At 60.9% G+C, this 15,589-nt stretch carries 11 protein-coding genes; 2 read left to right on the top strand and 9 right to left on the bottom strand.

Going from position 1 to position 15,589, the window contains the following annotated elements:
- Window positions 1-125: 125 nt before the first annotated feature.
- From LVB77_RS03640 to aceE, 6 genes are all read right to left on the bottom strand, one after another.
- The gene (locus tag LVB77_RS03640; protein WP_232908853.1) at window positions 126-386 is read right to left on the bottom strand and encodes an XRE family transcriptional regulator; all 261 of its coding nucleotides are present in this window, start codon (window positions 384-386) and stop codon (window positions 126-128) included.
- Between the two features lie 681 nt (window positions 387-1,067).
- Window positions 1,068-2,012, bottom strand: coding sequence for a bacteriophage abortive infection AbiH family protein (locus LVB77_RS03635; RefSeq protein ID WP_232908852.1), 945 nt, complete (start codon window positions 2,010-2,012; stop codon window positions 1,068-1,070).
- A gap of 432 nt (window positions 2,013-2,444) precedes the next feature.
- On the bottom strand, window positions 2,445-4,577 hold the full coding sequence (locus LVB77_RS03630; RefSeq protein ID WP_232908851.1) for a hypothetical protein: 2,133 nt from the start codon (window positions 4,575-4,577) through the stop codon (window positions 2,445-2,447).
- Window positions 4,578-4,663: 86 nt separating this feature from the next.
- Entirely contained in the window at window positions 4,664-6,067 is a 1,404-nt protein-coding gene (locus tag LVB77_RS03625; protein ID WP_232908850.1) for a hypothetical protein, read from the bottom strand.
- Entirely contained in the window at window positions 6,054-6,737 is a 684-nt protein-coding gene (locus LVB77_RS03620) for a hypothetical protein (RefSeq protein WP_232908849.1), read from the bottom strand. Before LVB77_RS03620 ends, LVB77_RS03625 begins: the two co-directional genes overlap by 14 nt.
- 103 nt (window positions 6,738-6,840) lie before the next feature.
- Complete coding sequence (aceE, locus tag LVB77_RS03615) at window positions 6,841-9,546, bottom strand: pyruvate dehydrogenase (acetyl-transferring), homodimeric type (RefSeq protein WP_232908848.1); 2,706 nt, start codon at window positions 9,544-9,546, stop codon at window positions 6,841-6,843.
- A 417-nt stretch (window positions 9,547-9,963) separates the two neighbouring features.
- Here aceE and LVB77_RS03610 point away from each other — a divergent pair, with 417 nt between their 5' ends.
- Window positions 9,964-10,359, top strand: a complete 396-nt coding sequence (locus LVB77_RS03610; protein ID WP_232908847.1) for a transposase — start codon at window positions 9,964-9,966, stop codon at window positions 10,357-10,359.
- Between the two features lie 299 nt (window positions 10,360-10,658).
- Here the strand turns inward: LVB77_RS03610 and LVB77_RS03605 are convergent, their stop codons facing one another.
- Complete coding sequence (locus tag LVB77_RS03605) at window positions 10,659-10,988, bottom strand: multidrug efflux SMR transporter (protein WP_232908846.1); 330 nt, start codon at window positions 10,986-10,988, stop codon at window positions 10,659-10,661.
- Window positions 10,985-11,608: a glutathione binding-like protein gene (locus LVB77_RS03600; protein WP_232908845.1), complete on the bottom strand. Its 624-nt coding sequence runs from the start codon at window positions 11,606-11,608 to the stop codon at window positions 10,985-10,987. Before LVB77_RS03600 ends, LVB77_RS03605 begins: the two co-directional genes overlap by 4 nt.
- 133 nt (window positions 11,609-11,741) lie before the next feature.
- Here LVB77_RS03600 and LVB77_RS03595 point away from each other — a divergent pair, with 133 nt between their 5' ends.
- A complete protein-coding gene (locus LVB77_RS03595) occupies window positions 11,742-12,575 on the top strand; it encodes a LysR family transcriptional regulator (protein ID WP_232908844.1) in 834 nt (277 codons plus the stop codon).
- 642 nt (window positions 12,576-13,217) lie between these two features.
- On the opposite strand, the gene LVB77_RS03590 is transcribed toward LVB77_RS03595, so the two are convergent.
- Window positions 13,218-15,518 (bottom strand): NADP-dependent malic enzyme, encoded by a 2,301-nt coding sequence (locus tag LVB77_RS03590; RefSeq protein ID WP_232908843.1) that lies wholly within the window; start codon window positions 15,516-15,518, stop codon window positions 13,218-13,220.
- Window positions 15,519-15,589 lie beyond the last annotated feature (71 nt).

The following is a 15,589-nucleotide window of genomic DNA, read 5'->3' as shown; positions in this document are numbered from 1 at the left end:
CTGCGAGTTTGTAGCGCAGGCCGATGTATCCGAAGCCTTCCGCTACCACCTCGCAGGGCTAGCGAGGCGCCAGCACCACGGTTCTCGGCCGCCCGCCCTACCCCACGCCAACTTCCCGCGCCGGCTCAGCCCTTGGTGGGCTTCTTCGGCTCGGTGAATACCCGCTTCTTGAGGTCCGCCAGCACTTTGCGCTGCTCGGTCTGGTTGAGCAGCCAGAACGTCACGATGGCCTCGGCCATCACCTGCGTATCCGCGTAGAAGTAGGCCAGCGGTAGGCCTCTGGCTCGCGCATAAGACTGCGCGGAGGACAAGTTGGCAGTGTGGATTGCAGTTTCGTACCTATTGAAACCAATAACCGCTATGTCTTGAGGCAATTCCTTGCTCATACCAGTTCCTTCTTGTTGACCTGCAGAACAGTGCCTCGACACAAAAGCCGAAGCGGCACAACAGAAGGATCTTAATAAAATAAATCGTCGTCAATTACGATTATCGTAATTACGTTAAACGTAACTACCAGGACATTATACTAACCTTGATCTTACGATACCGAAAGCTAACAAATCGCGCAAATGGCCATGCCCAGAACTGAGCAGAAAGTACGCGCATTAGATTCGAAACCAATAAAATCTCTGCCGCCCGACCCATTTCGACCACAACTGGAAAATCCAGAAAGTCAACTCCCACGCCTATTCTTGGCCACGTTGGAGATGACTTGGAAGTTCCACCCCATCATCGACCAATCCTGCGCGACGAGCGTAGGTTGCGAATGGCTGAAGGCGATGAGCAGCAGCGCCCACCGCGAAAGCGCCGGACAAGAGCCTGAGATTCATGCAATGTCCTTATGCATCGCCGATCGAGGAACGGGGCTGCCTGCGGAACCGGGCGCCCGAACCGATGGCAGTCGTCCTCGGGCATGGTGTCTCGGGGCTAAGCGGAAGCACAAGAGCCGTGCCCATGCCTAGGCCGCTACGGTCAATGCAATCGCTCGGGGCAATGGAGCGCAAACGAACCTGACCACATTTTTGCGAGATGCGACCACACTCAGCGAAAGACGATCCTGGCTCCTGCTATCCCTCCATGCTGGGATCAATGATTTGCACCGGGAGTGCCAGCGAACTTAGTTCAATCAAATCGTACGACTGGATTCCAAGTTTCTTCATTGTTTCGGCTCTTAGAAACTTTTCATCTTCCCCGTAGTAGCTCACCACCCAAGTCGCGGCAGATGATACATTTCTCGCCAGTTCAAAAAGGTACGGCATGTCTACTTCAGACATAGAGTGACCGAGGATGTAAACCTCATCTACGTCAATTAGCCCATCAAAGAAGGCACGCCAGTTTGCGATAACTTTCTCGGCGGGCTTGTACGTTAGCTCAAAGTACTCATCTAGAATTTCGTTGCCTTGAAGCTCACGAGTATCTATTAATTCTGGATCTACATTCTTATTAAGCGAATCCTTAGTTACCGGATTCCAGCCGTGGCCAAGCACTAGGTTCTCGCCAGAATCTGCGCACCCATGAATATAGACAATTCGGTCTGGCGGTACGCCGTAGGCCTTAGAGAGAGTCACCGTGTAGTTGAAGCTTAAGAAGAGCGCTCGTGTATCTATGGCTAACGCCGTCCTTATCGGTGGCGCATCGGGTATCGGCAGAGTCTTTATCCATTCGGAGAATCGGGCCTTCAGGTTCGTCGATAGCGATGTAACTACACGCTCAATCTCATATTGGTAGTCGTGGTGACCTGAATCAGACCAGTCCTCTGCCGCATAAGACACAAGAAACTGGGACGCATCTTCGATCACGTCATCGGGACCAAAATCCGCAAGTGCCTGTTCGAAGTTCGCCCAGAACCTCCTCGCTGAACCCGCATCATTAGATTCTAGATACAGGTACTTCTCTACGTTCTCGAAGGCGTCTGGGTCGACAGCCTGCAAGTACTCGCCGAACGCCGAGTAGCTCGATGGAATCCTGTGGTGGAGATCAAAACCATTGCCGATGACATACAACCGTACCATATGGACTCCTATACGTGCTCAGACATCGTCCTGAACACTTGCGCGTCACTACTAAGTCGCTTAAAGAACTGTGGAGGTTGAAATCCAGCCTCTACTTCGCGCAACTCGCTCAGAGATAAAGGTGTCTTCAAACGAGCCGTCCTCTTCAGCTCCATCGCGAACGCCGAAGGCGACTCAGCAAAATATTCAAAGAACTCCTTCCTTGAAATGCCCACCTTCTTACTAAATCGCCGCCACAGCGATGCCGGCGACCCCACATGCAAATCAGCCACTGTCGCATATCCTACGATCTGCGCCTTTGGCACCTTCGCGTACATCCACACCACGACGCCAGGCTCTACTCGCATTGCGCGGCGTCTTAGCTCAAAGCTCTTTCGACCCGACAAAATGCTTTCTGCATGGCGCGGCTCAAGCGAAATTAGAATATTCTGACTAACCATTAAAGCCCCTGCACAGGATCGCCGAGAGCTGCTCTGGCGAAACCCTATTCGTTGTGATGAGTTTCTGCTCACCGTACCCAAGCTCTCGAAGGAAGGACAAGCCGACCGGGCGCGGAAGTACAACAATATTGTCAAAAAGGCACGCGGCCTTATCTCGCGACTTACCAATTTCGCGAAGATTATTCTGAGTCAGAACTGACTTCTCCAGGGATTCTTCACTGATCTCGTCTCCCTGGATGAGATACGAATCGACTATTCGCGCGGCAGCAACCACCGCTTGCTCGCCTTCACTTCCAGATTCATAGAAGAGCGCTACGCCGCCAGTCTCAAACCGCCCAAGCGCACGGGGATCTCCGAGATAGATGCGTTCGTGCGATCTTTCAGCGCGAAGCTTCGGCGCCAGCGAGAGCTGCTTAGAGTGGCCAAGAAGCGGAACTGCATATCTATGCTGAATCGGAACTATCACCGCAGGCCGACCACTGACACACATGATCAGCGGAGAAAGCAGTGTTTCAAATGCATCAAGGCGCACAAACCGCCGCTCACCGTCTGGGCAATGGATCTCGATTAGCTGCGCATGCCCCTCCCACCTTGGAGGACTGTCGGGTAGACGAATTCCTACACCGGACAGCCGCTTATGAAACTCGCTCCACGAGTCAGGTGTTACAACGCAACCAGCCGAAATCTTTGCCAATCTATGGGGCAAGTCGGTCGCTCTGTAACCAACTCCGTGAGCAACTTCTCGCATGCTAACTTGACGCGCAGGAGTATCGAGCAGAAATGTTGTAAAGCCCGGCCGCCTGGCCAGTTCAACAGCCCTTCCAAGCGTCATCTGCGCGATTCCAATAGCTTGCGGATGAGACTCATCAACCACCGCTCGAATACGCACATTGTTTGCGCTGTAGTCGTTTCGTGACCAAGACACGTATCCGACTACAGACTCGGCGTCTCGTACCACCAAGGACACCTGCGATTGCTGCGCAAGGTCTCCTGGCAACCAGTCGCTAACGATTTCCGATGGTCTCAATCCACATGACTGTAGTAACTCCCTAGCCGGCTCATAGGTTTGTTCGTGCATCGGGAGCAGTTCCAATCTTCCGTAACCACCGGCCTCAAACTCGCCCGATGAATCAGACCATGCTGGAGTCACAAATTCCGTCGGAGGGGCGACTAGAATTCCGAACTTGGATCGGATTTGATTTGCAGCCGCCAGCAATCGGCCATCTCTAGTGATAAATCCAGACAAGCCATTCAAGGCAACGGTGGAAATATGCCTTATGTCCGACAGGTCATTTGCGGACAGGCCCGATGGATAGACTTTCTCTGGAAAGATGATGCTAGCAAGGTCTTGTTCAATCTTTACCGCTTCTTTTCTTTGAGGGAGCCGGACCTTTGGAAGGGCCTCGATCAGGCCGATCATCGGGTCATCCTTCGCGTGAGGCCGGGCGCGACCTAGCTCGACAGCCATTTCGCCACTAATTGCCAGACGGCATTCGCCCCTGTGGGAAGCATGGAGCAGCCTCGCAGCTGCTTCATGCTCAGATCTCCGACGGCTCACATCAAAAACAACATTAAGGTCTAAGAGATACATTGGAGCGACCATTGCGGCCATTGAGCCAAGGCCTAGTGAATCGCTGCCAGACACCGTGAGGCCACTTCTCGCGAACAGCTGTGGAGTGTCGAGCTCGTGAATCCTTACGAGAATCTTTCTCCCGGTGGTAATCCCACCGAGTTTTCGCTCCTTTATGAAGAACCGTTGACGCTCCCAGAAGCGATTCGACTCTGTGAGATCTTCTGCAACGCTGGCCTTTATCGACAGAAATCCGTCATTGGTGAGTCCTCCCTTAAGCTCTTCCAACAGGGCAGTTGCAACCCCATTGCGACGAGACGCTGCAGAACAGAACATTTGCAGGACTGTTGCACGTGGGAACTTCCTATCAAATAGAAGATGCCCGGCATAGGCGCCTGAAGAGCTCACTGCAACCAATAGTTTGCCTCTTGCAGCGTAGTCATCAAATACCGCAGATGGCAAAAATCCAAGCGCATTGCGATTGGCATCTGAGGCTGCGCGAACATCCGAAACGTACCTGGCAACATCATCACGGTTAGATAGGATCTTGATCACGTCCGCTCCACACCTACCATCTCTAGCCAATGGGACTTCGCTGCCGCCAATCAGATCGACTCCTCACTCGAGGCGGCGCCTGGCGTTTAGTTATTACTTCTGTAGTAGTTCCAGAATGCTTCTGACAGAAGAGAGTTGTTGGTTTGTATTCGCACAATCGACCCAGACATTCTCTCGCGCAGCTGTAAATACCCTTGCCGACCCAATGGTTGAATAAGTTCGTATTCCATTTCATTTTCGAAGATTCGATCAAGCAATTCCGAAACTTGCTTCGCACTGGACGTGACGATCGCTCCGACAGCCACACCCGTGCTGAAATTAATAAGCCGTGAGAGCGGGTGAATTTCCTTATAGAACTCCATGCGCGTCTGCTCATTGCAGAGAAAGATCACTGGCTTACCCAAGCTCAGCGCCATCGCAGCCTCTGCATCCTTTCCGTAGCTCTCCTTCTCTCCCGCACAGTACACAAGCACCTTTGCGCATTTGACCATTAGACACTCAATTAATCCCTTGTCCTGGTGCCCGTCAGCAGCGCTTAGTGTCGGGTCAAAGTAGCGAAGGTGCAGATCCTTGACCTTCTCATCTCCAAATATCTCTGAGCATTGGTCTGCCATGCTCCTGAAGTCGGACCGTGTTCTCATGCTCGTCGCCACATATACATCTAGATCATTCACTAGCGACAAATAGAGCTTGGTGTTCTCCAAGGCGGCATCTCTTGCCGAAATGAACTTCTCTGCAACCCTCGAATAGAGGGCGCTCAGCTCAGTCTCCGAAGACACACTTGTCTCCAAGATGTCATCCGCAGAGAACTCAAACATTCTTTGCTGTTGCTGAGTGTGCCCCATTCCTCCGGCGATCAATGTCTTGACGGCGACCCGGCCGCCACCTCTCTCAGCATGATCTTTCCATGCATCGAGCAATGCGTCCTTAAGATCACCAGCCGTCGCAGGGGCGTCCCCGTAGGATTTGCAGGCCATTTCTGAGATTAGGTATCTATCGTCCTTTGGTATCGCCTTGAGCGGCAGAGACGGACCTCTCTGCTTAATTACATCCGTGTTAAACATCTGCGATCTCACTAGAGCGTCAATATCTGAGCGGGCCTTGCTGCAGTACTGACGATAGAACTGGCGCACATTCCCAAAGTGAAGAAGCCCATCTACAAAGATCCGTGCCAGGCCATAGAAGAACTGCTCTATTGACTTGATGTTCTCGTAGTTCTTATACGAAGTGTCATAGCCCGGGATGCTCAGTAGCTTATAAGGAAGGTCAGGCTCATCGATCCAGTAATACTTGAAGAAGTCGTCAGATACGGCCCTTTCTTCTTTGAACCCGAGAAGCTGATTCAGCTGAACCTTCGACAGGTGATCATTCTCGATCCCAATCAGCCTGTTACATACAAACTCACCTGCCGTTTCCCATAGCAGGGATTCTATTCCGCCGCCAACTGCGTTGAACACCGCATACTTTTCACGTAGATCACTTGGCGTCATCACGCTCGTCCTCCTTAACTGTGCTGTCCAACCCCACAGCCTGATTTGCACTAATGGTGAACGGAACACCACTGTCCAATTCGATCCTAGTTCGCCCACTCTCTTCGATCGATCTCGACAGCGCCCCCTTCGAAGCATGGGGCTCATGACACGCGACAACCGTTATCACGTCACTCCTCTCTTTCTTGCTCCGAGGCATTGGAGAAATTAGGACAACAGAAGCGCCTACGATTCCAAGCAGTGCGACCGCAACGAACACGTAACGAAAGCTCCGACTGTAGGAGAAGTGCCCGCGCAATAGCCTTGCCTCAGCCTTATCAGCAACTATCGTGTCGTCTCTTGCGAACAACGCGAGCTCTGGGGGGAGCCCATTCTTGAGACGGAATGCGACCTCGCTATCGAGAAACTTAAGCGCATCCTCCGCATTCTTAACGAGCGAGCTTGTTCGTAAATCCAAACGCCAGAAGATGAACGACAGGAATGGCAGCGCTAAGAACAGCAGCGCCGCCCATTTTCGATCATCGGCACTGCCCGCAATCAGCACCGCACCACCAATTATTGCCGTCGCAAGAGTGATGAAGAACTGGAAGACGCTCATCCGTTGAGCGGCGTGGACAGAAAAATAGTTCCATGCGTAGTCGCGATATTCCTTCCGCTGATCTTGATCCATGCTTGAGTGCCCCCTGCACTCCTAAATGCATCCGTTGTACGCCCCACAAACAAGCACAAACAAGAAGGGCAGCCTTGTAGGCTGCCCTTCTTGTCCATATTGATTAAACCCCAATCGGATTCGGCTTCTCACTATCAATCTTGTACTGCTTGATCGCCCGCGCCACATCCTTCCCCGTCATCTTGCCTTCCGCCGCCAACGCCGCGATGGCCGCGTGGGCGATGTAGTAGCGGTCGACTTCGAAGTGGCGGCGCAGGTTGGCGCGGGTGTCGCTGCGGCCGAAGCCGTCGGTGCCCAGCACGGTGTAGCGCATCGGCACGTAAGCCCGCACCTGCTCCGGATACACACGAATGTAGTCGGTGGCGGCGATCGCCGGGCCCTGGCGGCCTTCCAGCAGCTGGGTGATGTAGGGCTTACGCGGCGTCTTGGCCTCGGGGTTGAAGCGGTTCCAGCGTTCGCAGTCGGTGGCGTCGCGGGCGAGTTCGTTGAAGCTGGGGCAGGACCAGATGTCGGCGGTGACGCCGAAGTCCTTGTCCAATAGCTCGGCGGCGGCGATGGCTTCGCGCAGGATGGTGCCGCTGCCCAGCAGTTGCACGCGCAGTTCGCCCTTCTTGGGTTTGCCGGCGTCGGTGAGCAGGTACATGCCCTTGATGATCCCCTCGGCGCTGCCCTCGGGCATGTCCGGGTGGGTGTAGTTTTCGTTCATCAGGGTGAGGTACCAGTACTCATCCTGTTGTTCGGTCAGCATGCGCTGCATGCCGTGCTGCAGCAGGGTGACGACCTCGTAGCTGAAGGTGGGGTCGTAGCTGCGGCAGTTCGGGATCAGGCCGGCCTGGACCATGCTGTGGCCGTCTTCGTGCTGCAGGCCTTCGCCGTTGAGGGTGGTGCGGCCGGCGGTGGCGCCCAGCAGGAAGCCGCGCGCGCGCATGTCCGCCGCCTGCCAGGCGCTGTCGCCGATGCGCTGGAAGCCGAACATGGAGTAGTAGATGTACAGCGGCAGCATCTGCAGGTCGTTGGTGCTGTAGCTGGTGGCGGCCGCCAGCCAGGACGCGAACGCGCCGGCTTCGGTGATGCCTTCTTCCAGGACCTGGCCGGTGGTGTCTTCGCGGTAGTACATCAGCTGGTCGCGGTCGACCGGCTTGTACTTCTGGCCGTGCGGGGCGTAGATGCCGAGCTGACGGAACAGGCCTTCCATGCCGAAGGTGCGGGCTTCGTCGGCGACGATGGGCACCAGGCGCGGGCCGACCTGCTTGTCGCGCAGGGCGATGTTGAGGGCCTGCACGAAGGACATGGTGGTGCTGATTTCGCGCTCGCCGGTGCTCTTGAGCAGGCGGTCGTAGGCTTCCAGCTTGGGCACTTCCAGCGAGGTGCTGGCCTTGCGGCGGCGCTGCGGGAGGTAGCCGCCCAGGGTCTTGCGGCGCTCGTGCATGTATTCCACTTCCGGGGATTTGTCGCCGGGGTGGAAGAAGGGGACGGCGCCGTCCTTGAGCTGGTCGTCGCTGACGGGGATGTTGAAGCGGTCGCGGAACAGACGGACGGCTTCGTCGTCCATCTTCTTGGTGCCGTGGGTCGGGTTGAGCGACTCGCCCGAGGCGCCCATGCCGTAGCCCTTGACCGTCTTGGCCAGGATGACGGTGGGCATGCCCTTGGTGTTCACGGCTTCGTGATACGCGGCGTAGACCTTGTGCGGGTCGTGGCCGCCGCGGTTGAGGCGCCAGATGTCGTCGTCGGACAGGTTGGCGACCAGGGCGGCGGTTTCGGGGTATTTGCCGAAGAAGTTGTCGCGGGTGTACTTGCCGCCGAAGGCTTTGCAGTTCTGGTATTCGCCGTCGACGGTTTCCATCATCAACTGGCGCAAGCGACCGGTGGTGTCGCGCGCGAGCAGCGGATCCCAGTAGCTGCCCCAGATGTTCTTGATGACGTTCCAGCCGGCGCCGCGGAACTGGCCTTCCAGTTCCTGGATGATCTTGCCGTTGCCACGGACGGGGCCGTCCAGGCGCTGCAGGTTGCAGTTGATGACGAAGACCAGGTTGTCGAGGCCTTCGCGGCCGGCGACGGAGATGGCGCCCAGGGATTCGGGTTCGTCGGTTTCGCCGTCGCCCAGGAAGGCCCAGACCTTGCGGTCGGACTTGGGCATCAGGCCGCGGCCTTCCAGGTACTTCCAGTTGCGGGCCTGGTAGATGGCGCTGATCGGGCCCAGGCCCATGGAGACGGTGGGGATCTGCCAGTAGTCCGGCATCAGCCAGGGGTGCGGGTAGGAGCTGACGCCGCGGCCGTCGACTTCCATGCGGAAGTGGTCGATCTGCGATTCGCTGATGCGGCCTTCCAGGAAGGAGCGCGCGTAGATGCCGGGCGAGCTGTGGCCCTGCACGCCGATGAGGTCGCCGGGGTGGTCGGCGGAGGGGGCGCGCCAGAAGTGGTTGAAGCCCACGTCGTACAGGGTGGCCGCCGAGGCGAAGCTGGCGATGTGGCCGCCCAGGTCGCCGGGCTTGCGGTTGGCGCGCACGACCATGGCCATAGCGTTCCAGCGGATCAGCGAGCGGATGCGCCATTCCATCGCGGCGTCGCCGGGGCTTTTGGCCTCCAGGTGCGGCGGGATGGTGTTGATGTATTCGGTGGTGGGCTGGAACGGCAGGTGGGCGCCGGCGCGGCGGGTCACCTCGACCATGCCTTCGAGCAACTGATGGGCGCGTTCGGCGCCGTCGCGGGCGATGACGGCCTGGACGGATTCGACCCATTCCTGGGTTTCGGTGGGGTCCGGGTCGTTCTGGAGCAGGTCGTGCAGGGAGCTGGCAAGCGGCTGGTTCATCGATCTCGCGGCCCCGTGGCCGCGCCTCTGAGTGGGGGCGGAGGTTTAGAGTTTGGAGTCTAACAAACGGGGGGCGGGGGGCGGCTTGCTTGAGGGGGTGAAAGGGGTGGGATAGTACGTTTTAGCTAGGGGTGGATGACCGGGTTGGCGTGGTTGGGGGCTTATCGCGGCTGGCGCCACTCCCTAGGGCAGGCCGCCGCCTACGCTAGGGCTGCCACGGCTTTCTGTGGGAGCGGCGTGAGCCGCGATCGGCACCCGACGCCGCGGCAAAATCCGACGCTGCCACGGCGGGTCGACTGACAGATGGGCTGCTTAGGTCGCGACACGCTAGGCCCCATGCCCTGCCCGTCCGCCACCCGCCCTCGTTCCCACGCATTGCGCCTTGGCCGCCGCTCGGAAAAGGGGCGGGTGTATCTGGTGACGTTCACTACCGATCGGCGTCGGCCAGTGTTTGCCGATGACGCATTGTCGGCAGCGGCGACCGATGCGCTGCTGGACCTTCGGTTATGGGCACGCTCACGCTTGCTGGCCTGGGCATTGATGCCCGACCACTGGCATGGCCTGGTGGAGTTGGGGCCTTGGGAGACCTTGCCGGATTTGATTCGGCGGTTGAAGGCGAATACGTCGCGGCGGGTGCGGGAAACGGCGCCGGGGCTGGTGGTTTGGGCCGCTGGGTATCACGACCGGGCGTTGCGCTATGAAGAGTCCGTGCTGGATGCAGCGCGGTATGTGGTGATGAATCCAGTGCGCGCAGGATTGGTGCGGCGGGTGCGAGATTACCGATATTGGGGTGCGGTTTGGGCTGGGGAGTAATCGCGGCTTACGCCGCTCCCACAGAGAGCTAGAAGCAGCGCGAGGGCAGCTTCTTCGATATTGAGATACGGCTTGGATTGGAGAAATCGCGGCTTACGCCACTCCCACAGAGAGCGTAGAAGCGGCGCGATGGCAGGTTCTTCGGTGTTGGGATGCGGCTTGGACTGGAGAAATCGCGGCTTACGCCGCTCCCACAGAGAGCAAAGAGGCGCTCTGCTTTCTCAAAGAGGCGCTCTGCTTTCTGTGGGAGCGGCGTGAGCCGCGATTGCACCGCACTGCGGGAAATCCCAAGCGGGCGGCTACGCCGGCGCGCGGTGCAGCAGCACGATGCCGGCGACGATCATCGCCACGCCGCCCAGGCGCCAGGGGTTGAGGGTTTCGCCGAAGACGGCGGCGCCCAGCAGCACGGTGCCGGCCGCGCCGATGCCGGTCCACACGGCGTAGGCGCTGCCCACGGGCAAGGCGGTGAGGGCGCGGCCCAGCAGGTAGACGAAGGCGGCCAGGGCGATCAGCGAGGCGACGGTCCAGCCGGGGCGGGTGTAGCCCTGGGACAGCTTCATCGACGCCGCCCAGGCGACGTCGATGAGGCCGGCGGCGATCAGCAGCAGCCAGGCGGTGGTGGGTTTCATGCCACCGCCTGCGCCTGCGGTGCGCGCTCGGCTTGCAGCGCTTCGGTCACGCTGGGACGCGCGCGGATGCGCTCGAGGTAGGCCGCCAGGTGCGGGGTGTCGTCCAGCGGCAGCTTCAGCGCGCGCGACCAGTCGGCGATGGTGAACAGGTAGGCGTCGGCGATGCTGAAGTCCGCGCCCAGCAGGTACGGCTGCGTGGCCAGGTGGCGGTCGACCAGGGCCAGGCGCGGCTGCAGGCGCTGGCGGGCGACGGTGCCGGGCTGATCGCCGTACTCGGGGTGGAACAGCCAGGGGCTGTAGGTTTTGTGCAATTCGGTGGCGATGTAGGTGAGCCAGCCGAGCAGGTCGTCGCGGCGCGCTTCGGGGGCGAGGCGGCCGCTGGGGTCCAAGCGGCCGAGGTGGCTGAGGATGGCGACGCCTTCGCGCAGCAGGCGGTCGTCGTCGAGCTGCAACACGGGCACATAGCCCAGCGGGCTGAGTTCGCGGAAGTCGCGGCCGTCGGCGACGACGCTGGGGTTGGGGCCGATGCGCACGCGTTGCAGTTCGACCGGCAGGCCGAGTTCGCGCAGGACGATATGGGCGGCGAAGGAGCAGGTGCCGGGGGTGTAGTAGAGCTTCATGGCGTAGGTCCGATGCGTAGGGGGAACGGGAGCCGTTACCCTGCGCGCAGAGCCGCGCCGCGAGTACCGGCGCCACGACAAGGATTGCTTGCAGATGCGACACGATCGGTTGTCCCTGGAGGATCTGGAGCTGGTGCGCGCGATCGGCGCCAGCGGCAGCCTCAGCGGTGCGGTGCGCTTGCTGGAGGTGGACCACTCGGCGGCGTTCCGGCGCTTGGCCGCGATCGAGGCGCGCGCCGGCGCGGTGTTGTTCCGGCGCAGCCGGCGCGGCTACACGCCGACGGAGGCGGGCGAGCTGGTGATGGCGGCGGCGCAGCGCATGCTGGCCGATGCGGAGCATTTGTCGCGGCAGTTGGCGGGGCAGGATGCGCGCGCCGAGGGGCTGATCCGCATCACGATTCCGGACACGCTGGCGGCGGTGGCGGCGCGGTTGTGCGCGGATTTTCGCCAGGCGCATCCGGCGCTGCGCTGCGATCTGATCGTGGCCAATGCGTTTTCCAGCCTGCAGCAGCGCGATGCGGACGTGGCGTTGCGCGCCAGCGAGGGGCCGCCGACGGGGTTGTCGGCGAAGCGGTTGGCGGATATTCCGACGGCGGCATATGCGGCGCGCGGCGAGCGCGATCGTCGGCCGGTGCCGGAGGGCGAGTGGGTCGGGTTCGACGAGTCGCTGGCGCATTTGTCGTCGGCGCGCTGGCTGCAGCAGCAGGTGCCGGATTCGCGCATCGCGATGCGGGTGAATTCGCTGCCGGCGGCGTTGGCGGCGTGTCAGGCGGGATTGGGGCGGGCGTTGCTGCCTTGCTATTTCGCCGATGAGGCCAAGGGGTTGAAGCGCTTGTCGGCGCCGCTGGCGGAGGTGCGCACGCAGCTGTGGTTCGTGACGCATCCGGATCTGCGGCGGTCGGCGAAGGTAAGGGTGCTGCGGGAATTTGCGGCGCGGTGGATGCCCGAGGTGTTGGCTGCGGCGTGAGCGACGGATGATTTGTGTGGGAGCGGCGTGGGCCGCGATTTCGTCGTGGCCGAAGTGGCGCAATCGCGACTTACGTCGCTCCCACAGGAAGCCGGGGGCGCTGATTTTTGGGCAGGAGTGGCTTGAGCCGCGATTTGCGCGGGCGGCCGAAGTGGCGCGATCGCGACTTACGTCGCTCCCACAGGAAGCCGGGGGCGCTGATTTTTGGGCAGGAGTGGCTTGAGCCGCGATTTGCGCGGGCGGCCGAAGTGGCGCGATCGCGACTTACGCCGCTCCCACAGAAAGCCGGGGGTGCTGATTTTTGGGCAGGAGTGGCTTGAGCCACGACTTGCGCGGATGGCCGAAGTGGCGCGATCGCGACTTACGTCGCTCCCACAGAAAGCCGGGGGCGCTGATTTTTGGGCAGGAGTGGCTTGAGCCACGACCTGCGCGGGTGGCCGAAGTGGCGCGGTCGCGGCTTGCGTCGCTCCCACAGGAAGCCGGGGGCGCTGATATTGGGGTCGGAGCGGCGCGAGCCGCGATTTTCGTCGCGGTCGACGTGACGCGGTCGCGACTTACGTCGCTCTTACCCCAAGGCTGATCGCGTTGTTCGTTGGGAATCGTCGGCCGCCGGCTGGGGCCGACGGCCGATAGCGATGCCGCTTACGGCGCGCTGGTGCGCGCCGCGCGGATCTGCGCGTCTACCGCGGCGATGGCGGTCATGTTGACCACGCGGCGCGGGGTGGAGGCCGGGGTGAGGATGTGCGCCGGCTTGTCCAGGCCCATCAGGATCGGGCCGATGGCGACGCCGTCGGTCATCACGCGCACCATGTTGTAAGTGATGTTGGCCGCGTCCAGATTCGGCAGCACGAACAGGTTGGCGCGGCCGTGCAGGGTGGCGTTGGGGAAGATGCGCTTGCGCAGCAGGTCGTCCCAGGCGGTGTCGGCCTGCATTTCGCCGTCCATCTCCAGCTTGGGCATGCGCTGGCGGACGATCTGCCGCACCTTGCGCATCTTCGCCGCCGACGGATTGTCGTGGCTGCCGTAGTTGGAGTGCGACAGCAGCGCCACCTTGGGCTCGATGCCGAACAGCTTGAGGCGGTACGTCGCCTGCAAGGTGGCTTCGGCGATCTGCTCGGCGGTGGGGTCGACCTGCACGTGGGTGTCGAGGAAGAACCACGCGCCCTGGTCGTTGATCACGCCGGTCATGGCGGACGTGCCGGACACGCCTGGGTCGAAGTCGAAGATGCTGCGCATGTAGCCCAGCTTCTTGTGGAAGCGGCCGACCAGGCCCGAGATCATGGCGTCGGCTTCGCCGCGCTCGACCATCAGCGCGGCGATCAGCGTGGGACGCGAGCGCAGCAGGTTCTTGGCCGCCGCCGGGCTGACGCCACGGCGTTCGGTCAGGGCGTGGTACTGCTGCCAGTACTCGTTGAAGCGCGGATCGTCGTTGATGTTGGTCAACTCGAAGTCCACGCCTTCACGCATGCGCAGGCCCAGGCGCTCGATGCGGGTCTGGATGACGTCGGGGCGGCCGATCAGGATCGGCGTGGCCAGCTCTTCGTCGATCACCGTCTGCACGGCGCGCAGCACGGTCTCTTCCTCGCCCTCGGCGTAGACCACGCGCTTGCGGTCGGCGCGGGCGCGGTCGTAGACCGGCTTCATCAGCAGGCCGGTGCGGTAGATGTACTGGCTGAGCTTTTCCTCGTACGCATCCATGTCGGCGATCGGACGCGCGGCCACGCCGGAGTCCATCGCGGCCTTGGCCACGGCCGGGGCCAGCATCACCAGCAGGCGCGGGTCGAACGGGCGCGGGATCAGGTATTCGGAGCCGAAGGTGGGCACTTCGCCGCCGTAGGCGCCGCCCAGGTCGGACGATTCCATGCGCGCCAGCGCGGCGATCGCGCGCACGCAGGCCAGCTTCATCTCTTCGTTGATGACCGTGGCGCCCACGTCCAGCGCGCCGCGGAAGATGTAGGGGAAGCACAGCGCGTTGTTGACCTGGTTCGGGTAGTCCGAACGGCCGGTGGCGATGATGCAGTCCGGGCGAACCGCCTTGGCGTCTTCGGGCAGGATTTCCGGATAGGGATTGGCCAGCGCCAGGATGATGGGCTTGTCCGCCATGGTGGCGACCATCTCGGCCTTGAGCACGCCGCCGGCCGACAGGCCCAGGAACACGTCGGCGCCGGCGACGATGTCGGCCAGGGTGCGCTTGTCGGTGTCGCGCGCGTAGCGCTCCTTGTCCGGGTCCATCTTGCCGCGGCCGGTGTAGAGCACGCCGTCGCGGTCCACGGCCAGGATGTTCTCCGGCTTCATGCCCAGGGCGACCAGCATGTCCAGGCAGGCGATGCCGGCCGCGCCGGCGCCGCTGGTGGCCAGCTTCACCTCGGCGATGTTCTTGCCGACGATTTCCAGCGCGTTGAGCACGGCGGAACCGACGATGATGGCGGTGCCGTGCTGGTCGTCGTGGAACACCGGAATCTTCATGCGCTCGCGCAGCTTGCGCTCGACGATGAAGCACTCCGGGGCCTTGATGTCTTCGAGGTTGATGCCGCCGAAGGTGGGTTCCAGCGAGGCGATGATGTCGACCAGCTTGTCCGGGTCGCGCTCGTCGATTTCGATGTCGAACACGTCGATGCCGGCGAACTTCTGGAACAGCACGCCCTTGCCTTCCATCACCGGCTTGCCGGCCAGCGGGCCGATGTCGCCCAGGCCGAGCACGGCGGTGCCGTTGCTGATCACCGCCACCAGGTTGCCGCGCGCGGTGAGCTCGCTGGCGGTGTTGGGGTCTTCGACGATGGCCTCGCAGGCGTAGGCCACGCCCGGCGAGTAGGCCAGGGCCAGGTCGCGCTGGGTCACCATCGGCTTGGTCGCGGTGACCTTGATCTTGCCGGGCGGGCTCAGGCGGTGATAGTCGAGCGCGGACTGCTTGAGATCGTTGCTGGTCGGCAAGTTGTCGGACATCGGTGTTTAGGGCCACGGACGCGGGCCGTTGATTCTAGCCGCATTCCCGCAACCGTCGCTGACGCCTGCGT

The organism is Lysobacter sp. 5GHs7-4 (assembly GCF_021284765.1).
In the GTDB taxonomy this organism is placed as follows: domain Bacteria; phylum Pseudomonadota; class Gammaproteobacteria; order Xanthomonadales; family Xanthomonadaceae; genus Lysobacter.
This window is presented reverse-complemented; position numbering and strand designations above follow the sequence as displayed.

What these genes read in the sequence shown, in the direction of transcription:
- LVB77_RS03625 (WP_232908850.1), bottom strand. Translation starts at nt 6,067, where the DNA reads ATGACGCCAAGTGATCTACGTGAAAAGTATGCGGTGTTCAACGCAGTT.
- LVB77_RS03635 (WP_232908852.1), bottom strand. Translation starts at nt 2,012, where the DNA reads ATGGTACGGTTGTATGTCATCGGCAATGGTTTTGATCTCCACCACAGG.
- aceE (WP_232908848.1), bottom strand. Translation starts at nt 9,546, where the DNA reads ATGAACCAGCCGCTTGCCAGCTCCCTGCACGACCTGCTCCAGAACGAC.
- LVB77_RS03600 (WP_232908845.1), bottom strand. Translation starts at nt 11,608, where the DNA reads ATGAAGCTCTACTACACCCCCGGCACCTGCTCCTTCGCCGCCCATATC.
- LVB77_RS03605 (WP_232908846.1), bottom strand. Translation starts at nt 10,988, where the DNA reads ATGAAACCCACCACCGCCTGGCTGCTGCTGATCGCCGCCGGCCTCATC.
- LVB77_RS03590 (WP_232908843.1), bottom strand. Translation starts at nt 15,518, where the DNA reads ATGTCCGACAACTTGCCGACCAGCAACGATCTCAAGCAGTCCGCGCTC.
- LVB77_RS03640 (WP_232908853.1), bottom strand. Translation starts at nt 386, where the DNA reads ATGAGCAAGGAATTGCCTCAAGACATAGCGGTTATTGGTTTCAATAGG.
- LVB77_RS03620 (WP_232908849.1), bottom strand. Translation starts at nt 6,737, where the DNA reads ATGGATCAAGATCAGCGGAAGGAATATCGCGACTACGCATGGAACTAT.